This is a genomic window from Nocardia arthritidis NBRC 100137, from assembly GCF_001612765.1.
Taxonomy (GTDB): domain Bacteria; phylum Actinomycetota; class Actinomycetes; order Mycobacteriales; family Mycobacteriaceae; genus Nocardia; species Nocardia arthritidis.
On sequence record NZ_BDBB01000032.1, the window covers coordinates 34,683 to 56,776 of the forward strand.

Genomic DNA, 22,094 nt, shown 5'->3' on the forward strand with positions numbered 1-22,094 from the left:
GGTGGCGTGGACCCCCGGCTTACGCGCGCGACCGATGATCCATCGGCCGCCGAAGGCATCGATGGGCGCGCGCAGGCGGATGGCGGCGTCGGCGGCCATCCGCCTGCAATGCCGGTTCGTGCGTGACCTCGACCACCGGATCTAGTGGTGGGCGAAACTGATGGGGGGCAGGACCCGGCGCAGCCAACCCGGCGACCACCAGGCGGCCCGGCCGGTCAAGCGCAGCGCGACCGGCAACAGCACCAAGCGCACGACCACCGCGTCGAGCAGCACCGCCACACCGAGGATGATGCCCATTTCCTTCGGCGGAAGCGGATCGGCGAGCGCGAAGGTGAAGAACACCGCGACCATCACCGCGGCTGCGGCGAAGATGACCCGGCCGGAGTGGGCCAGACCTTCGACGCCCGCCGCACGGGGGTCTTTCGAGTGTTCGTAGTGCTCCTTGGCCGTGGCCAAGAGGAAAACGGTGTAGTCCATGGCGATGGCGAAGATCATCGCGAAGAAGAACACCGGCCCCCAACCGTCGAGGAATCCCTGCGGAGTGAAGCCGAGCAGGCCCGCGCCGTGGCCGTCCTGGAAGACCAACTTCGCCACACCGAACGCGGCCGCGGTCGACAAGAGGCTCACCAGGGTGCCCAGCGCGGCGATGACGGGCGCCTGCAACGCCACCAGCAGCAGAACGAAACCCAGGATGAGGATCACCCCGACCACGATCGGCAGGTAGTCGTCGAGCGCCCGCTGCAAGTCGAGGTTCTCCGCCGGTGCGCCACCGACCAGGGCATCGGCCGGCAGCCGCTCACGCAGATCGTCCAGGATTCCGCCCAGCCGGTGATCGGAGGGGTCGACGGCAGGCAGCGCCTGCATCATGACCAGCCCGGAGTCGTCGGCGGTCCGCACGAGTGGAGTGACCATGGCGATGCCGTCGGTCGCACCGGCCGACTCGGCACTGCGGGCGGCATCAGCCGCGGGAACGATGATTTGCAGCGCGCCGGGCGCGCCATCGCCGAACTGACGCTGGACCAGCTCGTAGCCTTGTCGCACGGGCGCGTCGTCGGGCACGACCTGGATCGAGGGCATCGCGACCTGCAAACCCGTAGCGGGCAAGGCCAGCGCCACCAGTACACCGAGTGCGGCGACCGCGAACGGCCACGGATGGTCGTGCAACAGATGTCCCCATCTGGCGAAGCGCGGTGACCGATGTTGCTGACGAGTGGCATGAGGCAGAGCCGCGGCATTGATCCGCTCGCCCAGCGCGCCCAGCGCCGCGGGCAGTAGCGTCAGCGTGGCGGCCAGCACGAACACCACCGCGAGCATGATGCCCACGGCCATGGTGCGCACCGCGGGAGCCGGGACCAGCAGCACCGCCGACAGGCTGACCAGCACCGTCGAACCCGAGAGCACGACAGCCTTGCCCGCGGTGGCCATGGTCTCGGCCACCGCCGAACGGGAATCAGCGGATCTGGTGAGCGCGTCGCGGAAGCGCGCGACCAGGAACAGCGCGTAGTCGATGCCCAACGCGAGAGCGAACATCATGGCGAAGTTCATCGCCCACACCGAGATCGGCGTGAGGTGGTTCAGCAGCACCAGGCCACCGGCCGAAGCGACCAGTCCGGCCACCGTCAGCAACAGCGGAAGCCCGGCCGCGACCAGCGACCCGAACGCGAGGACCATGATCGCCAGCGTGACCGGCCAGGAGAACAGCTCGGCCTTGATCATCGCGTCGTGGTTGGCTTTGTTGAAATCGCTCCACAATGCCGACGCACCGGTGGGATAGACCTCGATTCCGGCACCGGACAGCGCCGTCAGCGCCGCCTTGTGCTCATCGACGGCCTTCACCATGTCATCGGTGGAGGCGTTCGCGCCCGCGATCACGATGCCGGTATGGCCGTCGGGGCTGATCGTCATGCCCGGCTGCGGCGGGACGACCGCCCCGAAGCGGGAGTCGCTCGCGAAGATCGCCGACACCCGGCCCACAGTCTGCCGCATCGCCGGGTCTGCAACCGTCTCGGTGTCGGAATGCACCACCACCTGCACCGCCGCCGACGAATTCCCCCCGAAATGCTGCTGGGCAAGCTCGCGGACCCGGACCGACTCCGAGCCATCGGCCTGCCATCCGGCGCCGGCCAGCGAGGTGAACACGCTGGGCGCGGCGGCTCCCAGCGCCAGCAGCGCCACCAGCCACACGCCGAACACGACCCGGCCGCGCCCGGCCATTACCGCGCCCCATCGGGCCAGCATGCCTCCGGACCGCACTTGGTCACCAGCGTCGACACCTTTTCGCCCGTTGATAGTCGTCGGCCGCATCGGTGCTTCCTTTCCTTGTCGCAGGGAACGCAGCGCCATGGGCCCTGCCGCTATACCCCCGGGGGTATTGTCCCGGCCTACTATACCCACGGGGGTATTACGGGCAATGCGGCCCACACCACAGCGCTCCACGGCGCTGGGATGACCATTCCGCGACGGACCGACGAAGAAGCGCTGCTACGTGGCCGCGCGGCGGGGCCGACGAACCGCCGCGCCCCCGCTCAGCCCGCGCGCACCACCTGCGCCAAGACCTCGTCCAGGTCGGATGCCTTCAGGCCGAAGGTGTGACGGATGGCCGAGTCGTCGACCGCGAACGCCGCATGCGACATGTGATAGGTCTCGAACAGCTCGGCCCAGAAGGGATCGGTCAGACCGAGCAGCGTCAGTTCCCGATCACTCATGACCGCCAGCCGCGGCTCGGGCGCCCCGGCGGCCGCGGCGAACCGTCCGGCCAGCTCCCGCGCGGTCGCGGTGATGACCGGCGCATGCCACGGACGGCCCCACGCGCGCTCGTCGCGAGCGACGGCGACCGCTGCCGCCGCCGCGTCACCGACCGCGGTGTAGGCGTGCGGCAGGTCGAGTTCCTGCGGCAGCAGCGCCAACTGTCCGGCCAGGATCTTCGGCTGGGCGAGCAGCGAGAACAGCGAGAACGCACCAGGGCCGACGAATTGCCCTGCTCTGACCTCGGTGACGCGCACTCGCCCCGCGCGGTGCGCCTCTTCGGCTTCGCGCCACATCCGGGCGCGCACCTTCCCTTTCGGCCCGGTGGCCGCGAGCGGCGACTGCTCGGTGACCGGGCCGTCGACGGGACCGTAGCCGTACAGATTGCCGAGCATCACGTAGTTCGCCCCGACCCGCTCGGCGACGGCGCGAATGGATCCGAACAGCGGCGGAATCGCCTCCGGCCAGGTGTGATACGCGGGCATGGCCATGTTGAACACGGTGTCGGCGCCCGCCGCGACCGTGGTCAGCGCGGCGGTATCCAGCGCGTCCAGAGCGATTCGTTCGATATTCGGGTGGTCGGGACCGGCGCCACTGCGGCTGACCATATGTACCCGGTCGCCGGACTCGGCCAGTAGCGCCGCGGTGGCCGAAGCGGTGGCGCCACGTCCGACGATGACATGCGATGGCACGTGTATTCCTCTCTGCGACAACATCCTTCGCACGACCGGTGCACTCGCCGTGCGGTTGGCCGATCGTGTGCTACTCAGCCTGCCGTGGCGCGGGCGGATACAATACTGGCCGGATTGCCATTTATCCCAAGGATCAGGCCATGCAGACTGTCGCCGTTGTCGCGGTTCCCCCGGTGAAGGCTTTCGATCTGGCCATGCCGGAAACGGTGCTCGGCGCGGCGATGGTGGATGGCGAGCCCGGTTACCGAATTCTGGTGTGCACCGCCGTGCCCGGCATAGTCCCCTCGGGACTGGGCGGCTTCGACGTGGTCGTCTCCCGGGGGTTGGAGGCGATCGAGGAAGCGGACATCGTCATCGTGCCGAGCACGGGCAGCCGTGCGGACGCCGACGCTGCCACGCTCGCCGCCTTGCGGCGCGCGGTGGCTGCGGGCACACGCGTCACCTCGATCTGCAGCGGCGCCTTCGTCCTCGCGCAAGCCGGCCTGCTGTCCGGCCGCACCGCCACCACGCACTGGGCCCTGGCCGAGGAACTGGCGGCGAACCATCCGGACGTGTCGGTCCGCAGCGACGCGCTGTTCATCGAGGACGGGCCGATCACCACGGCCGCCGGCGCGGCGGCCGGAATAGATCTGTGTCTGCACCTCATCCGCGCCGACTACGGGGCGACGGTGGCGAACGCCGCCGCTCGTGCCGCCGTCGTCACGCCCGTCCGGCCCGGCGGGCAAGCGCAATTCGTAGACGCGCCGCTGCCCGCGGAGAACGGCCTGACGCTCGCCGACACCCGCGCTTGGGCGCTGCAACGGCTGGACTCGCCGCTGTCGCTGGACGACTTGGCCGCTCACGCGCGCACCAGCGTTCGCACGCTGACTCGCCGCTTCCACGAGGAGACCGGTCTCAGCCCGCAGAGATGGCTGCTGCACCAGCGCTTGCACCGCGCCAGAGAACTGCTGGAATCCACCACGCTGCCGATGGACCAGGTGGCCAGGCACAGCGGCATCGGCTCCGCGGAATCGTTGCGCCAGCACATGATCCGGCACGTCGGGGTGCCACCGAGCAGCTACCGCGCGTCGTTCACCCGCGCGCCGGCCCACCCGAACTCGGACGGGGAAACGATCCGCGGGGGCCGGTGACCGGCATATGACTAGCGATACTCGGGTGCGTCCTGGGGGCAGCGGGCTTGCGCGGGACGCGCGATCCCGATCAGGGCGTCCCATTCGGAGTCGGTGAGATCGGCGCCGGCGTGAGCACAAGCGGCGTGAATCAGGCCCGCCGGTGAGATGTCGCGTTCGATCAGCGTTCCGTCGACGCCACCGGAGAACGCGGGACCGGGGTTCATCGTCACGAGGTACCGTCCATCAGCGGACAACGCGACAGCGGGCGTCACATGCCAGACGGCGTCCGGCTTCAGTTCTCCGAGATTCGTACCGTCGGCCGCGAAGAGAGTCATATAGTTCGCCTGGTCTCTCGCGATGACCACTGACGCGTCCTCGGCGGAGGTCACCTGCGCGGTCGCTCCCCGCGTGCTGTGGAAGGGAATGGTCCGCTCACGGCGGGAGCCGGTGCGGTCCCATATCTCGATGTTCTCTTCCCGGCCGATCAGCAGATGCCGCCCGGCGAACGCCATCGCTCGCACGTCCTTGCCGTCCATGTCGCGCGTGTGCTGCTGTCCGGACAGGTCCAGAACCGAGACGTGGTCGTCATCGCGCATGACCAGCATCTCACCGTTCGCGTCGATCGCCGCTTCCCAAATCTTGCTGGAGTCGACCGCACCGCCCAGCGGAATGAATTCCGAGTCGATGCCGCCCGTCGCCAGATTGTGCAGGTAGGCCCTCCCGCTCCCGTCCAAAGACACCGCGGTGCCCGAGGATTCCGGCACTGCCGCCGCCCGGACCTGCACCTGCGGGGGCGGAGAGGACAGAACCGCCACCTCGAACGGCATTTCCGTCCGGGGCCGGTCGGCGGATACGCGGCGGTCGTAGCCGGAGTCGGGATTCGCGGCGATCGCCAGTAGGGTGCCGTCCGGACGCCATACGGGCATGCCGTCCAGGCCTGGTATGACATGTCGCCGGGACGAGTCCGGTCCGAGCTGCTGAATGATCACGACGTCGCCGTTCAACGGGAACTCGTCCGGATCCTTGTACTTGCCCGTGATCACGGCGGTGCGCCCGTCCGGCGACAGGGACAAGCTGGGGGGACAACTATTGCATCCCTTGACGATCGGCACCGGGATGGACTTCGCCAACCGGTCGCGCTGCTCGATGTCCCACAGAGTGATCAGTGACCCGGAGGCCGAGACCAGTTGCGTTTCCGAGGCTCCACGGAACCGCAGTAGCGCTCGGTCGAAGTCGACAGCGGAACCGGTGATCAGTGGGGGCGGTTCGCGAGGCGTGATCTCATCGGTCACCGGCGCCACATACAGCCCGCCGTCCTCACTGGGTACCGCCGCCACACGGGCCGTACGGCTGAGCGCCGCGGGCGCCGTCCCACGGGGCTTGGGAACGCCTACGTACCGGGTCTCCGGGCGAGGATCGTCCGGAGCCTTTCGCAGCCGGAAAACCGGTACCGGCAATCCGGGCAGGACCGAGCACACGAACGAGGATCCGTCGGCCGACAGGTTCCCCACGTTTTGGCTGGTCCCGCAGGCATAGTCGGTATCCACGGGCGAAAGGTCCACAGTTGCACCATCTCCGAGAGAGACCTGGCGCACGCCGCCGATGGGGTCGAGCAGACGCAGGACCGTGTCCGCGGTGAATACCATGCTCTTCATCCCCGGGCCGGCCGGATGTGATGCGCGGAGGTTTCCGGATGAAATATCGATGATGTCGACCGCCCCGCTCGAGGTCCCGGCCGCGTCGGTATGGAGGCGATGAACAGCACCGAGTTTTCCGGATGCGGAGACCGCGACGACATCGGCGCCGCGCTCGGCGGGCGAGCCGATGTCCCGTCGGCCCGCACCGTCGCGCCACAGCGTCGTCGAGACGCCATCGGTGGCGAGGACGGTCCGGCCGTCCGCGGCGACAGCCACGGAACGGATCGCGCCGGGCAACCGCGCGACCGAGGTCGGCGCCGCACCGCCGGGCGCCCACGTGACGACTTGCCCGTCCGCAAGTCCGGCGACGATGGTTGCACCGTCGGCGCTGCTCTCCAAGGCGGTGACGCTCGCCGGTACGGCGACATGACGAGCGACCGCGGGACTCGCCAGATTCGCGCGGAGCAAGGCGGCGTGATGGCGTGGGCTCGGATCGAGCCGGTAAGCCGCGACGGCCAGGAGGAGTGCCGCGCGAACATCGGTGGTCGACTCGGTATCGGCGACGGAAGCCATGAGCCGTGCCGTGGCGATCCTGGCCTGCTCCTCGGCGCGACTACTCTGCACGCGGGCCACGAAAGCCGCGATCAACGCCGAGACGAGTAGTACGACCAAGGCGGCGATCGTCGTCTTCGCCCAGCGCAGATTGCGCTTGGTCTCCTGATAGCCCTCGGATTTGAGGTCCGCCTCCGATACCCCGCGGACCACCGCGGCGATACCCACCGCGATGGCGGCGATGTCCGGGCGCGCGACTCCGTCGGAGTCCGTGTGCCACTTGATCGTCTTGTACACCGGCTCGGACGCGTATACCCCGAACAGGCGAGGTGGTAGCGCGGTCGAGCGGGCACGATCCCAATCCCCCGCTCGCTCGTCCCACGCCAACGAGCCTGCGCTGAGAACCAGCAGTATCGTCTCGGGACTTCGGTTCGCCAGCCACCACTCGATCTCGCGGTCGACCCATTTCGACTGGGCCGCCTCGGGCGAGGCGATCACCACGAGCCACTTGGATCGAGAGAGGCCGGCGACGATTTTGCCCCGCAGTTCGGGGCCGATCGAGATGCCGCTGTAGTCGAGGAAGATACGCATGCGCGGCGGGCGGTACCACGGTCGTGGCAACTTCTCGATCGCGTTCTGCACCGCCGGGAGGAGCGCCCTGTCCCGGTCGCCGCTGTAGGACAGGAAAGCGCCGTACCCGGTGTCCGCACGCGTGGTGCGCCGCCATGGGGCCATTCTCATCACCGGGGCTCGCGTCCCACCGCGTTGATGCGCTGCCCGGCCGGGATGACGCCACCGGTCGTGGCGATCGATGCGGGCGCGGTACGCGCTCGCGCGACGTATCGTTCCCATGCCGTACGGCGTCCGGCGGCCCTCGTTCCGGCGTCTCCCCCATCCGTGATTCGAATCGCCCCCTCCCGAGCGTCGAGATTCCGGTATTCGACCGACCATCATCAAACCATCACGAGATCAGCGGCGAAAGCCCTGTCCGACAATCGATTCAACCGTGCGGCGGCGAACTCCGGGTGGTGTCGTCCGATTCTGCGCCGAAAACGACCGGGATATGTGAGGTCGTTCCGTAGCGCGCCGAGACCACGACGTGCGCATCCTGGAATGGATACGCACACAGGAGAGATCCGTACGCCGGTGAGCGGGGTGCAGGCTGCCGCCGGAACCGCGTGGGCGTGTGCGTGGTTTCGAATCCACGTCACCGGGGCCGTCCACACCGAGAAATCCGCTCGGGGGATTCGGCGGGGCCGCGCGACGGCCGCGCGGTCAGCGAGCCCGCGCTCGGACCAGCTCCTCGGCGGCGACCCGGTAGCGCTCGGCGATCAGCCGGACCACCGCGGGGTGCACGCCGATGGGCTCGGCGACGCCGTCGGCTCCCGCCTCGTGCAGGCGCTGCTGGAACAGGCCGTGCGCGAGCAGGTAGGACGCGACGAAGACCCGGCCCGCCCCTGCCGCGCGCAGTTCCGCGACCACGTCCGGCACGCGCGGCGCGCCGGTCGCGACGTAGCCGATGCGGACAGCAACGGCGAGGTGTTCGGCCAGCAGTGCGGCCGCACGCCGGACATCCTGGCGGGCACGGGCATCCGAGGAGCCCGCAGCGGCGAAGACGACCGCGTCGCCAGGGGACCATCCGGCCGCACGCAGACGCATCATCATGATCCGCGCCAGGGCCGGATCGGGTCCCATCGCGGGCGTGACCGTCACCGCCGGGTGGACGCTTTCGGCGACCTCACGCGGCACGTCCTGGTAGACGTGGTAACCCGAGGCCAGGAACGCCGGAACCACCACGGCGGGCACGGATTCCCCGGTGTGGGTCAGCAGATCGCGCAGCACTTCCGACGGGGACGGACCGAGCACGTCCACGAATGCCGTGCGCACCCACGGGCGCTCCCCGGTCTCGGTGCCGGGCCCCGAAATCCCGGCACCGAGTTCGGTCGTCACGGCCTCGGCGAGCGCCGCGATCATCTGCACGCCCTTGGTGCTGCGGGTCCCGTGGGCCACCAGCACCAGGGCGGGCGCGGTCACCAGCTCCCCGCAGTCTGGATGTGCCGAGGTGCCCGGGTCGGAATTCCGACGCCGGGCACCTGCGGGCCTCCTGTCGCGGTTGGCCGTGGGTTGTTGTCGATACATTCCGCCGGGTCCAGCGCGAGCCGGTACCCGCGTTTGACCACGGTTTGAATCGCTTTCGGCGTGCCGAGTCCGGCGCGTAGACGGGCGATGGCGGTCTCCACCGCGTGCGTGTCGTCCCCGCCGCCGGGCAGCGCAGCGAGCAAGTCCTCGCGCGAGACGACCCGGCCGGGCTGACGGGCCAGCGAGCGCATCAGGGCCATCGGGGCGGGCGCCAGCTGACGCACCTGACCGTCGACCACCACGCAGGCGCCGCGCACGCTGATGATGTGGCCCGCGGCGTGAATCCGGTTGGCGCGCCGGGGCAGTTCCTCGGCGACGTGGCGGGCCAGCGCACCGAGGCGGGCCCGGCCCGGCATTGAGGTCGGCACCCCCAGTTCCTCCAGCGGCGCGGCCGTGATCGGGCCGACGCAGGCGGGCAGCACCCGGCCGCGCAGCGCGTACAACAACCCCTCCAGCAGCCCGGTTTCCTTGGCGCGCATCAACATCGACGCCACGGCGGGGGCACTGGTGAAGGTGACGCAGTCCATGCCGGAGGTGACGATCGACTCGATGAGGTGATCCATCGGCCCCTGATCGTCCGGCGGCACCCAGCGGTACACCGGCACCGGCACGACATCCGCGCCCGCGCACCGCAGGACCTCGCAGAAGTCGGGCACCGGCTCCCACTCGGTGGTGGCGCCGTGCAACTGCACGGCGATCCGGACGCCCTCCACGCCTTCGGCGAGCAGGTGATCGAGCACTTCGGCGGACGACTCGGAGGCGGGCGACCATTCCTCGCGCAATTCCGCGGCGCGGATGGCGCCCTTGGCCTTCGGGCCGCGCGCGAGCATCCGGGTGGTCCCCAGCGTCGCGCGCAGGTTCTCGGCCAGGCCCCAGCCTTCGGCCGCCTCCATCCACCCGCGGAACCCGATTCCCGTGGTGGCCACGGTGATCTGCGGTGGATCGGCGACCAGCTGCCGGGTCACCCGTTCCAGCTCGTTGTCGTCGGACAGCGGGATGATCCGGATGGCAGGCGCCGAAACGATGGTCGCGCCCCGGCGTTCGAGCAGCGTGGCGAATTCCACCGCCCGCCGGGCCGCCGTGATGCCCACCGTGAATCCGGCCAGGCTCTCGCCCACGTCAACTGTTGTCATTGGCGTTTCATCCATCCGAAGACGCGAGCGCGGCGGTTACCGGCTCGTTGGAAATCGAAACGATGCCGTCGTCCACGCGCACCGCGTACACCGGCAGCATCGCCGATTCGTCGTCCAGGCAACGCCCGTCGACCAGAGAGAAGGCCTGCTTCAGCAGCGGCGAGGCCACGACGGGCGCCCCGCCGCGATCGCCGACGATCCCGCGCGACATGACCGCCGCCCGGCCGATCGGATCGATATTGCCGACGGCGTACAGCATGCCGTTCTCCAGCAGGAACAGGGCGGCCTGCTGGCCGCCTCTCAGCAACACCGCAACGCCGCGGCCGGGGATCAGGTAGTCGAGACGGCAAGCCTGTGTCCACCCGGTGGTGGTAGCTGTGGCAATGCCGGGGGTATCGATCACGGTCATCGGTGTCATCCTCCAAACGCCTTACTCATTGGTACCGACGTTCTGTTTCCAAGCGGTTAAGCGGTCATTTCCCCTGCGTGGCGACCGGAACTTTGGGCAGTCCCAGCAGGACGGGAACCTTCCGCTCGCCCGAATCGTCGAAGGAAATCGTCGGATCGGCTTCCTCCGGGGCGTTGACGAACGAAACGAAGCGAGAAAGCTTCTCCTCGTCGTCCAGCACCGCGGCCCACTCGTCGCGATAGCCGGCGACGTGCTGGGCCATCGCCGCCTCCAGGTCCTCGGCGATGCCGAGGCTGTCCTCGCAGATCACCTGCTTGAGGTAATCCATGCCGCCCTCCAGCGCTCCCTGCCAAGGAGCGGTGCGCTGCAAACGATCAGCGGTGCGGATGTAGAACATCAGGTACCGGTCGATGTACTTGATCAGCGTCTCGTCGTCGAGTTCACCGGCCAGCAGCACCGCGTGCTTCGGGGTGAGGCCGCCGTTGCCGCCGACGTAGAGGTTCCAGCCGTTCTCGGTGGCGATCACGCCGACGTCCTTGCCGCGCGCCTCGGCGCATTCGCGGGCGCAGCCGGAGACCGCCAGCTTCAGCTTGTGCGGCGACCGCAGGCCCCGGTAGCGCTTCTCCAGCAGCACGGCCATGCCGACCGAGTCCTGCTGGCCGTAGCGGCACCAGGTGGAGCCGACGCAGCTCTTCACGGTGCGCAGCGACTTGCCGTACGCGTGACCGGATTCCATGCCCGCGTCGACCAGCCGCTTCCAGATCAGTGGCAACTGTTCGACGCGCGCGCCGAACAGGTCGATGCGCTGGCCGCCGGTGACCTTCACGTACAGGCCGAATTCCTTGGCCACCTCGCCGATGGTGATCAGCTGCTCGGCGGTGACCTCGCCGCCGGGCATCCGAGGCACCACCGAGTAGGTGCCGTTCTTCTGCAGGTTGGCCAGGAAGTGGTCGTTGGTGTCCTGCAGCGCGGCCTGCTCGCCGTCGAGGATGTGGTCGCTCGAGGTGGAGGCGAGGATCGACGCGACGGTCGGCTTGCAGATGTCGCAGCCCGAGCCCTTGCCGTACTTGCTGATCAGGCCGGAGAAGGTGCGGATGCCGGTGACCTGGACGATCTGGAACAGCTCGGCGCGCGACTGCTCGAAGTGCTCGCACAGCGCCTTGGACATCTCCACGCCGGACTGCTCGAGCAGCTTCTTGAGCATCGGAACGCAACCGCCGCAGGAGGTTCCGGCGGTGGTGCAGCTCTTGATCGCCGGGACGTCGCAGGCGCCGTCGGCGATCGCGCCGCAGATCGCGCCCTTCGACACGTTGTTGCACGAGCAGATCTGCGCGTCGTCGGGCAGCGCGTCGGCGCCCAGCTCGGCGCCCGCGGGCGAGATCAGCGCGGCCGGTTCGGCGGGCAGCGGGCGGCCGACCAGCGGGCGCAGCGCCGAGTATGCGGTGGCGTCGCCGACCAGGATGCCGCCGAGCAGGGTCTTCGCGTCGTCGGAGACGACCAGCTTGGCGTAGGTGCCCTTGGCCGCGTCGTGCAGCACGACCGACAGCGCGCCCTCGGTGACGCCGTGCGCGTCACCGAAGCTGGCCACGTCCACACCCAGCAGCTTGAGTTTGGTGGACATGTCCGCGCCCGGGAACTCGCCCGAGCCGCCCAGGAGTCGGTCGGCCACGATCTCGGCGGTGCTGTAGCCCGGCGCGACCAGGCCGTAGCACACGCCCTCGACGGCGGCGCATTCGCCGATGGCCCAGATGTTCGGATCGGAGGTCTGCAGGCCGAGATCGGTGATGATGCCGCCGCGGGGGCCGACCTCGATTCCCGCGTCGCGGGCGATCTGATCGCGCGGGCGGACACCGGCGGAAAACACCACGAGCCCGGCTTCGATCACCGTCTCGTCGGACAGGGTGACCTTCACTCCCTTGTCGGCCGCCTCGATCGAGGAGGTGCCCACGCCGGTGTGCACGTGCAGGCCGAGGTCGGTGACCAGGCGCTCCAGGATGGCGCCGCCGCCTTCGTCGACCTGGGCGGGCATCAGCCGGGTGTTGTACTCGACCACGTGCGGGGTGAGCCCGAGCAGACGCAGGGCGTTCGCGGCCTCCAGGCCGAGCAGGCCGCCGCCGACCACCACGCCCACCGCGCCGGGACCGGCGGCTTCGGCGGCCGCGCGGATGCCGTCGAGGTCGTCGAGGGTGCGGTAGACGAAGCAGGCGGGGTCGTCGTGGCCGGGCACCGGCGGCACGAACGGGTAGGAACCGGTGGCCAGCACGAGCGCGTCGTAGGCGAGGATGTCGCCCGAGGAGGTGGTCACCTTGCGCGCCGCCCGATCGATGGACTCGGCGCTCTGGCCCAGGCGCAGCTCGACCAGCTCGTCACCGGCGTACTCGTTGCCGGGCAGCGCGAGCGCGCTCGCGTCCCAGGCGCCGACGTAGGAGGAGAGGCCGACTCGGTCGTAGGCGGGCAGCTTCTCCTCGCTGAGGATGATCACCTGCCAGCGGCCTTCGGTGTCGCGCGAGCGCAGCGCCTCGACGAACCGGTGCCCGACCATTCCGTGGCCGACGACCACCGCGGTCTTGCGAGCGACTGTGGGGTTCATCTGTTGTCCTCCTGGACTGGATCGGGTGTCAAGCGCGGGCCGACGAGCCGGCGGACGGGGACTGGGACGGGGACGGGGACCGGCCTGCTTCGGCTTCGAGGACGAACGTCTCCGCCTCGGCCACGACATCGGATTCGGCCGGCAGGCCCCGCGAGCTGGGACGGCGCAGGAACACCGCCCAGACCACCAGGGCGCACAGCACGTAGAAGGCCATGAACACCCAGAACGCGGTGGTGGCCGACTTGGTGGACGCGTAGGAGGAGCGCAGCACCAGGTTGATACCCACGCCGCCGAGGGCGCCGATGGCGCCGACGAAGCCGATCAGCGCGCCGGAGGTGTTCTGCGACCAGGCCGACCGTTCGGCGGGCGTGGCGTCCAGGCTCCTGGACTTGGCCTCGAACACCGACGGGATGATCTTGGTGACCGACCCGTTGCCGATGCCGGAGAGCACGAACAGGGCGATGAAGCCGACCACGAGCGCGGTCATCACGGCCCCGCCGGCCACGCCGTCGTTACTGTCGGCCATCGTGCTGGCCACGGTGACCAGCACGGCCGCCACCATCATGGCGCCGAAGACGTAGAGGGTGACGCGGCTGCCGCCGATGCGGTCGGCCCACTTGCCGCCGTAGGGCCGGGCCAGCGAGCCGAGCAGCGGACCGAGGAACGCGATCTGCGCGGCGTGCAGCGCGGCCTGCGCGACGCTGTCGCCGCCCGCCCGGAAGCTGATCTGCAGGATCTGGCCGAAGGCGAAGCTGTAGCCGATGAACGAGCCGAAGGTGCCGATGTAGAGGAACGCGATCGCCCAGGACTGCGGCACCTTCAGGGCCGTGAGCATGTAGGACAGATCGGCCTTCTGGTTGGGCAGGTTGTCCATGAACAGCGCCGCGCCCAGTCCGGCGATCGCGATGAAGACGAGGTAGACCGCGCAGATCAGCGAGGCGTAACTGTTGCCGATGGTCGCGATGACCAGCAGGCCGATCAGCTGGATCACCGGAACGCCGATGTTGCCGCCGCCCGCGTTCAGGCCGAGCGCCCAACCCTTGAGCCGCTGGGGGTAGAACGCGTTGATGTTGGTCATCGAGGAGGCGAAGTTGCCACCGCCGAAGCCCGCGAAGCCCGCGACCACCAGGAAGGTGGTGTACGAGGTGCCGGGCTGGTTGATGAAGTACAGCGTGAGCAGCGTCGGGATCAGCAGCATCACCGCGCTGAACACGGTCCAATTGCGCCCGCCGAATCGCGCGGTCGCCACGGTGTAGGGAATCCGCAGGAACGCGCCCACCAGGGTCGGCATGGCGACCAGGAAGAACTTGCCCGCCGGGTCGATACCGAACTTCTCGGTCGGCATGAACAGCACCATCACCGACCAGATCGACCACACGGAGAAGCCGACGTGCTCGGCGAAGACAGACCAGATCAGGTTGCGCCGGGCGATGTCCTTGCCGCCCGCTTCCCAGGCGGCGACATCCTCCGCATCCCAGTGCTCGATGCGCGGCCTGCGGATCTTCGTCCGTCCCAGCGCTTCCAGACGGTTACGCGTCAGCGTGCTCAACGGGGCCTCCCAATGTCGGTTGGCTCCACGGTAGGAAAGGGGTATTGCCGAAATGCTGCGCGAAATGACCGTCAAATCAACGGTTGCTCACGATTACCGGCGATCGGGGGTGAGTTTCGCGGGAATGTTTCAGGCATGTGACACAACGGTTTCCATGCGTCACAAAAGGACCGAATTCGAATTCCGCGAGCGGTGAGGTGTGACGCACGCTACGTCGCGCAAATCGGATGCGCACATCCTCACCCTGTTCGCACACTCACGCAACCGGAGCTGTGAGATTCGAGCGCCGATGGCGCCGCGGCTCAATTCCAGGTGTCTTCGAGCAGCCGTGGCTTGCACGCCTGCCAGGCGCCCGCAAGCAGCACCAGCACCGCCGCGCCGAGCAGCGCGAACGGAACCAGCCACCCACCCGTCGCCGTGTGCAGCACGCCGAACAGCAGCGGGCCCACGCAGGCCACGGCGTAGCCGACGCCCTGGGTGAACCCGGACAGCGCGGCCGACCCGGCAGGGGTGCGGGTGCGCAGGTTGATCAGCGTCAGCGCCATCGGGAAGGTGCTCGGGCCGAGACCGAGCACCACGACCCAGAGGATAGGCGCGGCCATCGGCGCGAGGAGCAGCCCGGCGAACGCGATGAAGAACAGCACCGCGCAGCCCACCACCACCGGGAACGGATTGCGGAACCGGGCGACCACGGTCGGCGCGGTGAGCGCGGCCACCAGGCCGACCACGGCGAACAGACCGACCATGGCCCCGCCGTACGCGGCGCTCGCGCCCGCCTCGCTCAGGATCTTCGGCAACCAGGTGAACATCGCGTAGGTGGTGAGCGAGGTCATGCCGAACATGCCCGCCATTCCCCAGGCGATCGGCGAGCGCCACACGCGCCCGGCGGGCGGCTGCTCCGGCACGGCCGTCCGGTCCGCGCCGTCGTGTCCGCGCCTGCCGCGCAGCACCGCCAGCCACGGCACCGCCGCGGCGAAGCCGAGCACACCCCACACCCCGAGCGACACGCGCCAGCCGTGCGCGTCCGCGACCGGGACCGCGGTGATCGCGGGCACGACCGTGCCGAGTTGCACCATCACGATGTACAGCGAGCTGATCACGGCGAGGCGATCCGGGAAGTACCGCTTCACCAGCGGTGGGATCACCACGTTGCCGATGCCCATGCCCGCAAGGGCGAGGGCCGAGAAGACCAGCAGTTCGGCGGTGCCCGACATCAGCACCCGCAGCACCATGCCCGCGCCTGCCATCAGCATGGCGGTCAGCGCGGTGCGCTCCAGCCCGAGCCGGACCGCCAGGACCGGGGTGAGCAGCCCGGACAGCGCGAACATGGCGGTGGGGATCATGCCGAAGACGCCGACAACGGCGGCCCCGTAACCGATCTCGGCGCCGATCCGCTCGGCCAGCGGGCTGTACGCGGTGACGGCGACCCGCAGCGTGAGCGCCGACATCACGATGGCGGTGAGCACCAGCAGGCGACCCTCGGTCAGCGCACGTCGACGGCGCTCGACCAGGACGGATTCCTGGCGCGCCTCGGTTTCGGGAAGGGTCGCAGTCACCGAGAAATCATAGGATGACCGGATGATGATCGGCAACGATTTGTGATGGGCGGTACTCTGTCGAGGTGCAACCCGTCCGGCGCACCAGCCTCATCGCCCAGGTGACCGACCAGCTGCGTGCCGAAATTCGTTCCGGCCGTTGGCCGATCGGCTCCCGCATCCCGACCGAGCCGGAGCTCACCGAGCTCACCGGCACCGGCCGCAACACGGTGCGCGAGGCCGTCCAGGCCCTCGTGCACGCCGGCATGCTGGAGCGTCGCCAAGGTTCCGGCACCTACGTGATCGCGGCGTCGGACCTCGGCGGAACCCTGGGCAAGTATTTCGCCGACGCCGAGGAACGCGACGTCCTGGAACTGCGCCTCGCGCTGGACGTCACCGCCGCGGGCCTGGCCGCGCGCCGCCGCGACGACACCGATATCGCGAATCTGCTGCGCCTGCTGGCCGAACGCGACAAGAAGTGGGACGAGGACTCCGCCGCCGCGATCGAGGCGGACGTCCAGTTGCACCGCGCGATCGTCGTCGCGAGCCACAACGCGGTGTACCTCGAGTTCTACGATTCGCTGCTGCCCATCATCGAACAGGTCATCCGCGCACGGACATCGAAGTCCGACGACTCCTACACCGAGGAGCACGCCGCCTTGGTGCACGCGGTGATCGACGGTGATCCCGAACGCGCCGCCTCCGAGACACGGTGCTTCCTCAACTCGCTCATCGCGGAATATCCGGACGCGCGATAAACGGCGCAGGTAACCGAGTGGTCACCATTCGGGGCCGCGCGATGTGAGTCGGATTTGCCGGGAACGTCATCGAGGGCCACGGGGACGCAACACGCGGCTCCTACCTTTATCTCGACCGTAGCCAGGCACTCGACAGCCGCCGGCGGCACAGCCGCGATGAGGGCCGGTCGAGCCTAATCGAGAGGAAGCCGATGACCGTCGTAGCAGCCACCGGCCAGCAGTCGCACCCAACGACTTTCGAATACCAGAGACGTGGACGCTGGCTCGATCACTGGGATCCGGACAACGCGAAGTTCTGGGAATCCGGTGGCGCGAAAACCGCGCGCAAGAATTTGATGTTCTCCGTATTCGCCGAGAATCTCGGCTTCAGCATCTGGGTCATCTGGGGCACCGTCGTGACCAGCATGGGCGCCGCCGGATTCGACTTCCTCGCCGGTCTGGGCAAGGGCAACCCCATCGCGGTGAGCAACGCCCTGCTGCTCACCTCGACCCCCACCCTGGTCGGCGCCGCGCTGCGCATCCCGTACACCTTCGCCATCCCCCGGTTCGGCGGTCGGGCGTTCACCGTGTTCAGCGCGGGGATGCTGCTGATTCCGACGCTCGGCCTGGCCTGGTTCGTCAACCAGCCGGGCACGCCGATGTGGGTATTCCTGCTGCTGGCGGCGCTCGCGGGCGTCGGCGGCGGCAACTTCTCCTCCTCGATGGCCAACATCAACTTCTTCTTCCCCGAGGGCAAGAAGGGTGCGGCGCTGGGCATCAACGCCGCGGGCGGCAACCTGGGCGTCGCCCAGACCCAGCTGGTGCTGCCGCTGCTGATCACCTTCGGCACGCACCTCACGGCCAAGGACCCGGGCGGCTATCGCTTCGGCATCACGCTGTCGGTCCTGGTCTGGGTGCCGTTCATCCTGGCCGCCGCGTTCGGCGCGCTGCGCTACATGGACAGCATCAGCACCGCCAAGTCCGACGGCAAGTCCTACCGGCTCGCGCTCACCAACCGGCACACCTGGGTGATGGCGATCCTCTACATCGGCACCTTCGGCTCGTTCATCGGCTTCTCCTTCGCCTTCCCGACGCTGATCAAGGCCAATTTCCCGGACCTGGCGAAGATCGGCTGGATCACCACGCTCGGTAACCTCGCGTTCCTCGGCGCACTCGTCGGGTCGTTCAGCAGGCCGTTCGGCGGCTGGGTGTCCGACAAGGTCGGCGGCGCGAAGATCACCCTGTACGTCTTCGGCAGCATGGCGATCGCGGTCGCGCTGATCATGGCGGGGCTGGAACTGAAGAGCTTCCCGATCTACCTCATCGCGTTCCTGCTGTTGTTCGTGCTCACCGGCATCGGCAACGGCTCGACCTACCGGATGATCCCGACCATCTTCAGCGCGGAGTCCAAGAAGTACGCCTCCGAGCACGGCCTCGACGCGGCCGAGGCCGCCGCTTCGGCGAAACGCCAGGCGGGCGCGGCGATCGGCGTCATCGGCGCGGTCGGCGCCTCCGGCGGCTGGCTGTTGCAGCAGGCCCTGCGGCTGTCCAACACCCACCTGCACAGCATGGCTCCCGCGTTCTGGGCCTACGCCGGGGCCTTCCTGGTGATGGCCGCCGTCACCTGGTGGTTCTACCTGCGGTCCTCGTTCGCCATCCAGCGCGTTCCCTCGCTGGCCTACGCGAACGTCTGACCGCCCCAGCCGGTCCCGCGGCCCGGACACCGCGGGACACGGGCGTCGCCACCGCCGTTCCCCTCCGGCGGAGCCGCCCAACCGGACGTCCGCTCATCACCCGGGTGAACCCCGGGTCCGCAACGGGTTCCGGTCTGCACCGGGACGATGAGCGGGCGTTCGGTTTCGCCGTTCCGAGAGAACGTGCCTGATCGGCGCTTTGCTCGCTCCAGCTCGCAGCGCTGATGCGCGCCGGTATCGCGAGGTGTGCGCCGGGGCGCGGTCAGCTCTTGTTCAGCTCTTCGGCAAGCATCACGATGATGCCGCTAGGGCCGCGGACATAGGTGAGCTTGTAGACGTCCCGGTAGGTCGCCACGCCACGCAGCGGGTGGCAGCCGTGCCTCGCCGCGATTTCGAGGGCCTCGTCGATGTCGTCCACCGAGAACGCGACGCGGTGCATCCCGATCTCGTTGGGCCGGGTCGGGCTCGTCTCGATCGCGTTGGGGTGAATGTACTCGAAGAGCTCGAGCCGACCGTTGCCGTCCGGTGTCTGAAGCATCGCGATCTTGGCGTGGTTGCCGTCGAGGCCGACGGCGGTGTCGGTCCACTCGCCGCTGACCGTGTCCCGGCCGATGACGGTCAGACCGAGGTCGGTGAAAAAGGCGATCGTCGCTTCGAGGTCGCGGACCGCGATGGCGACATTCTCCAACTTGATGGGCATGACGTCTACTCCTTATGTTTCGGGCTGGAACGGAGCTGTCGCGCCGATCTCGACAGGTAGGCACGTGTGCTCTAGAGGTCTCATTGTCGTTGGGCATGGGCCTGGCGGTGCGTGCCCATGCGGACGGGTTGGCCGTCTACTCCTGGGACGGAGCCGCCGTGGCGTTCTCGACATGTCGGCCGCACTGCTTCTGCTGAGTCGGGGCCGGTGGCGTGTATCGCGAGTGTCGTGACCTGCCGGAGGCAGGGGCACACCCTGAGCCGGGCCTGCGGTGACGCGCGGCGGGTAGGGGCGAACGTGGTGGCGGCTACTGCCGACGGCGGCGGAACGCCTCGCCGCTCGCGAGGTCAGTACGGTAAGTGCACCCCGTCGCGCACGTCCTTGACGGTTCTGGCAATCATCTGTTGCAGGGTGGCGGCGATGCGTTCGGAAGTGGTGGGTTTGATCGTCACCAGGTCGTCGCCGAAAGTGACGTACCGGCCGTCCTTCTCGACATCGTTGAGCTGGAAATCCTTGCGCCCGTCGACGTGCCGATTGTCCACACTTCCCATCGCGTAGACGCCGACATGACCGATCAAGGTCATCGCCCGGGTGAAGAACCGCTCGAACTCCTCCCGCGGCGTCGGTCGCCACGCGTCGCGCACCGGCGGACGCGGCCGCGCCAGTTCCTCCGCGGAAGCCTGCAACTGCTTACCCTGCCCCGGCCCGCAGGCGGGGAACACGTCGACCACGGCCCGCGCCACCGCACCGGCGGACAGCAACGTCAACACCACATCGCCGCCGTGCTCGACGTCCGGCCCCGGTTCCTGCACCGCGATCGCGCCGTGCTCGTAGTGCACTCCCGCATGCGCCCGCAGCCTGCGGTCCTTGCGCTTGCCGGCGAATCCGGCCACTTCCACCCGGGCCTCCGGCGCCAGCAGCACTTCGATCGCGCGCAGCAGGTCGTCATCGATGCGCGGGCGCAGCGACTGCGCCGCCGCCTGCCGCAATCGCAAACTCTCCGACCGGAATTCCGTCGTGTACTGGTGCTGCAAGGGATACGGCAGCACGTCCCGGCCGGTGGACTCCCACAGCGTCCGGAATTCGAGCGCGGTGAACCGCCAGCTCGGCACCTCAGGCATCGATGACGTCCTTACCGTGGGTTGTCACCGATAACCGGCGGCACCGTCCTGGGCAGCTCGTCGAGCCCCATCAGCTCATTGCCGTGTTCCTGAGTGATCAGGTAGTCCGGAATGCCCTTAGTCGACTCCTCATCGGATTTGCCACCCCGCGCACCGGGGGCCATTCCACCCATACCGCTCGTACCGGCGCGACCTGGCGACGCACCGGTCCGCGCGGCGGCCGGGACCGCGTTGGGGTTGTTCGGTGCGCCTTTGGATGGCACGGAGACACCCGGCTTACCCGGATGGGAAGGACTTCCCGGACTGCCCGGCGTACTCGGGTGCGGAGTGCCAGGAGTGGTGGGCGAAGTGCTCGGCGCGGGCGTCGTCGAGGCAGGTGTCGTCGTCGGTGTTGTGGAAGCCGGTGTGGTCGAATTCTCCGTCGTGGAGGCGGGGTCGGTGCTGGTCGACTCCGGTGTTTCAGAGGTGGTGTCCGATGGCTCGGCGCTCGATGGAGTCGACGGATCATCGGTGGAGTTCGTATCGGAAGGATTCGAGCTGGGCGAGGATGTCCCCGAGGGGCTTCCGCTGCCATTGTTCGTGCCCCGTGGGTTGCTACCATCGCCGGTGCCGTTCGGATTCGCAGTCGACGCCGGACGGGGAATCACGGGCACGTTCGTATCGGACTCCATGACGACCGGCGCGTAAACAGTTCGAAGCACCCGCAACGCCTCGGTTTTCGCGTTGTGCTCGGCGACGTCGTCATTGCGCCAATCTCGCCCGACCACGAATCCACGGAGATTGTCCCATCCGCTGCGATGTTCCGGCGCGTGCGGGACCAATTGCTTCGTCGGCTCCAGCCCGGTCTGCAGTTCGGCCAGCTTGTTGCCGGTCAGCCGGGCCGCGTTCGAGACCTGCGCCCCCTGGGCGGCATAGTCACCGACCGCGCTCGCCGCCGCATTGCGCGCCTCCCCACGCCACACACTGTCGTCGGTGGCCCGCTCCATCGCCGTCGTGAAGGTCTTCAACGAGGCCTCGTGCCGGTCGGCGATGGTGTTCCAAGCGGTTACCAGATCACTGACCGCCTTCAAATCGATCTGATCGACCTTCTGACGAAGCGTGGCGACGTCGTGCCGCTCGAACTCGTCCGCGTCCAGAACTTCCCTCGGCCGGAATTCGCCCTGGAACCCGACATCGGCGGCCTTGCTGCGGACGCCATCGCGCTGCTGGTTGTACCTGCCTTGCACCCCGGCCGCGTCGACCTTGGGCTGTAACTCCTCACCCGCAATCCAATCGGTGACGCTGCGCCACATAGCCGAGCCCAGCCCTTGATCGAGCTGAAATTGCGGCATACCACTGTACGGATTACCCATCAGCGCACCTGCTCAGTTGTACTCGCGATCTGCGCCGCGTTCTCGATGTCCTGCCCGGTGATGCGCTTGAACGACATCGCCATGACTTCGCGCATGTTCTTCACAGTCTCGATGTGTTCGAGGACGATCTGGTCGATCGAGTTGGGGTCACCCACCGCCTGCTTCAGGAACTTCTTGACCAGGTTGGAAGCCATCTCGAAATCCCCGAAGCCGGAAACGTTTTGAGCATTACCAGCCAAGCTACGTAACGATTCGAGTTCAGCGATCCGCGAATCACACGCTTTTGCACAGAGAAATGCGGCGTTCTCGTCGTCTAGGTACAATTCTCCGGCTTTGGCTTGGCCAGCAAGCCGACTCCAAACCGATGCATTGTCCTCACTCATGCGTTCCCTCCCTG

Annotated in this window: 16 protein-coding genes; 3 read left to right on the forward strand and 13 right to left on the reverse strand. The window is 68.4% G+C overall.

All coding sequences use genetic code 11. From position 1 onward, the window contains the following. Positions 1 to 141 precede the first annotated feature (141 nt). The gene (locus tag NA8_RS22030; RefSeq protein ID WP_439957408.1) at positions 142 to 2,304 is read right to left on the reverse strand and encodes an MMPL family transporter; all 2,163 of its coding nucleotides are present in this window, start codon (positions 2,302 to 2,304) and stop codon (positions 142 to 144) included. A gap of 221 nt (positions 2,305 to 2,525) precedes the next feature. Beyond that, a complete protein-coding gene (locus NA8_RS22035) occupies positions 2,526 to 3,437 on the reverse strand; it encodes an NAD-dependent epimerase/dehydratase family protein (RefSeq protein WP_157106835.1) in 912 nt (303 codons plus the stop codon). Between the two features lie 140 nt (positions 3,438 to 3,577). Between NA8_RS22035 and NA8_RS22040 the strand changes: the two genes are divergently transcribed. Beyond that, positions 3,578 to 4,567 (forward strand): GlxA family transcriptional regulator, encoded by a 990-nt coding sequence (locus NA8_RS22040; protein ID WP_063052247.1) that lies wholly within the window; start codon positions 3,578 to 3,580, stop codon positions 4,565 to 4,567. An 11-nt stretch (positions 4,568 to 4,578) separates the two neighbouring features. Here NA8_RS22040 and NA8_RS22045 read toward each other — a convergent pair whose 3' ends face one another. The 7 genes from NA8_RS22045 to NA8_RS22075 form a co-directional block, all read right to left on the reverse strand. Continuing rightward, positions 4,579 to 7,473 carry a TIR domain-containing protein gene (locus tag NA8_RS22045; RefSeq protein ID WP_063052248.1) on the reverse strand — a complete coding sequence of 965 codons (2,895 nt, stop codon included), beginning with the start codon at positions 7,471 to 7,473 and terminating at the stop codon, positions 4,579 to 4,581. A gap of 540 nt (positions 7,474 to 8,013) precedes the next feature. Continuing rightward, on the reverse strand, positions 8,014 to 8,772 hold the full coding sequence (locus NA8_RS22050) for a sirohydrochlorin chelatase (protein ID WP_063052249.1): 759 nt from the start codon (positions 8,770 to 8,772) through the stop codon (positions 8,014 to 8,016). After that, a complete protein-coding gene (locus tag NA8_RS22055) occupies positions 8,769 to 10,010 on the reverse strand; it encodes a uroporphyrinogen-III synthase (protein ID WP_063052250.1) in 1,242 nt (413 codons plus the stop codon). Before NA8_RS22055 ends, NA8_RS22050 begins: the two co-directional genes overlap by 4 nt. Before the next feature lie 7 nt (positions 10,011 to 10,017). Then, positions 10,018 to 10,419 (reverse strand): nitrite reductase small subunit NirD, encoded by a 402-nt coding sequence (gene nirD, locus NA8_RS22060; protein ID WP_063052271.1) that lies wholly within the window; start codon positions 10,417 to 10,419, stop codon positions 10,018 to 10,020. Positions 10,420 to 10,483: 64 nt separating this feature from the next. Further along, positions 10,484 to 13,009 carry a nitrite reductase large subunit NirB gene (nirB, locus tag NA8_RS22065; RefSeq protein ID WP_063052251.1) on the reverse strand — a complete coding sequence of 842 codons (2,526 nt, stop codon included), beginning with the start codon at positions 13,007 to 13,009 and terminating at the stop codon, positions 10,484 to 10,486. 28 nt (positions 13,010 to 13,037) lie between these two features. Continuing rightward, the gene (locus NA8_RS22070) at positions 13,038 to 14,549 is read right to left on the reverse strand and encodes a nitrate/nitrite transporter (protein WP_063052272.1); all 1,512 of its coding nucleotides are present in this window, start codon (positions 14,547 to 14,549) and stop codon (positions 13,038 to 13,040) included. 311 nt (positions 14,550 to 14,860) lie between these two features. Then, positions 14,861 to 16,114 carry an MFS transporter gene (locus NA8_RS22075; protein WP_084466995.1) on the reverse strand — a complete coding sequence of 418 codons (1,254 nt, stop codon included), beginning with the start codon at positions 16,112 to 16,114 and terminating at the stop codon, positions 14,861 to 14,863. Positions 16,115 to 16,179: 65 nt separating this feature from the next. Here NA8_RS22075 and NA8_RS22080 point away from each other — a divergent pair, with 65 nt between their 5' ends. Both NA8_RS22080 and NA8_RS22085 read left to right on the forward strand, forming a co-directional pair. After that, positions 16,180 to 16,851: a FadR/GntR family transcriptional regulator gene (locus NA8_RS22080; protein ID WP_063052252.1), complete on the forward strand. Its 672-nt coding sequence runs from the start codon at positions 16,180 to 16,182 to the stop codon at positions 16,849 to 16,851. A gap of 191 nt (positions 16,852 to 17,042) precedes the next feature. Beyond that, positions 17,043 to 18,524: an MFS transporter gene (locus NA8_RS22085; protein ID WP_063052253.1), complete on the forward strand. Its 1,482-nt coding sequence runs from the start codon at positions 17,043 to 17,045 to the stop codon at positions 18,522 to 18,524. A gap of 262 nt (positions 18,525 to 18,786) precedes the next feature. On the opposite strand, the gene NA8_RS22090 is transcribed toward NA8_RS22085, so the two are convergent. The 4 genes from NA8_RS22090 to NA8_RS33930 all read right to left on the reverse strand — a co-directional run bounded on the left by NA8_RS22090 (position 18,787) and on the right by NA8_RS33930 (position 22,080). Further along, positions 18,787 to 19,224, reverse strand: a complete 438-nt coding sequence (locus tag NA8_RS22090; RefSeq protein ID WP_063052254.1) for a VOC family protein — start codon at positions 19,222 to 19,224, stop codon at positions 18,787 to 18,789. 347 nt (positions 19,225 to 19,571) lie between these two features. After that, positions 19,572 to 20,345, reverse strand: a complete 774-nt coding sequence (locus NA8_RS22095) for an ESX secretion-associated protein EspG (protein ID WP_063052255.1) — start codon at positions 20,343 to 20,345, stop codon at positions 19,572 to 19,574. Positions 20,346 to 20,356: 11 nt separating this feature from the next. Then, entirely contained in the window at positions 20,357 to 21,697 is a 1,341-nt protein-coding gene (locus NA8_RS22100; RefSeq protein WP_157106836.1) for a hypothetical protein, read from the reverse strand. Continuing rightward, complete coding sequence (locus NA8_RS33930; protein ID WP_157106837.1) at positions 21,697 to 22,080, reverse strand: hypothetical protein; 384 nt, start codon at positions 22,078 to 22,080, stop codon at positions 21,697 to 21,699. The genes NA8_RS22100 and NA8_RS33930 overlap by 1 nt, the downstream gene beginning before the upstream one ends. Between the last annotated feature and the right edge of the window lie 14 nt (positions 22,081 to 22,094).

Coding starts and splice junctions, on each gene's coding strand:
- NA8_RS22030 (WP_439957408.1), bottom strand. CDS start 2,304: ATGCGGCCGACGACTATCAACGGGCGAAAAGGTGTCGACGCTGGTGAC.
- NA8_RS22040 (WP_063052247.1), top strand. CDS start 3,578: ATGCAGACTGTCGCCGTTGTCGCGGTTCCCCCGGTGAAGGCTTTCGAT.
- NA8_RS22045 (WP_063052248.1), bottom strand. CDS start 7,473: ATGGCCCCATGGCGGCGCACCACGCGTGCGGACACCGGGTACGGCGCT.
- NA8_RS22055 (WP_063052250.1), bottom strand. CDS start 10,010: ATGACAACAGTTGACGTGGGCGAGAGCCTGGCCGGATTCACGGTGGGC.
- nirD (WP_063052271.1), bottom strand. CDS start 10,419: ATGACCGTGATCGATACCCCCGGCATTGCCACAGCTACCACCACCGGG.
- nirB (WP_063052251.1), bottom strand. CDS start 13,009: ATGAACCCCACAGTCGCTCGCAAGACCGCGGTGGTCGTCGGCCACGGA.
- NA8_RS22085 (WP_063052253.1), top strand. CDS start 17,043: ATGACCGTCGTAGCAGCCACCGGCCAGCAGTCGCACCCAACGACTTTC.
- NA8_RS22090 (WP_063052254.1), bottom strand. CDS start 19,224: ATGCCCATCAAGTTGGAGAATGTCGCCATCGCGGTCCGCGACCTCGAA.
- NA8_RS22095 (WP_063052255.1), bottom strand. CDS start 20,345: ATGCCTGAGGTGCCGAGCTGGCGGTTCACCGCGCTCGAATTCCGGACG.
- NA8_RS22100 (WP_157106836.1), bottom strand. CDS start 21,697: ATGGGTAATCCGTACAGTGGTATGCCGCAATTTCAGCTCGATCAAGGG.
- NA8_RS33930 (WP_157106837.1), bottom strand. CDS start 22,080: ATGAGTGAGGACAATGCATCGGTTTGGAGTCGGCTTGCTGGCCAAGCC.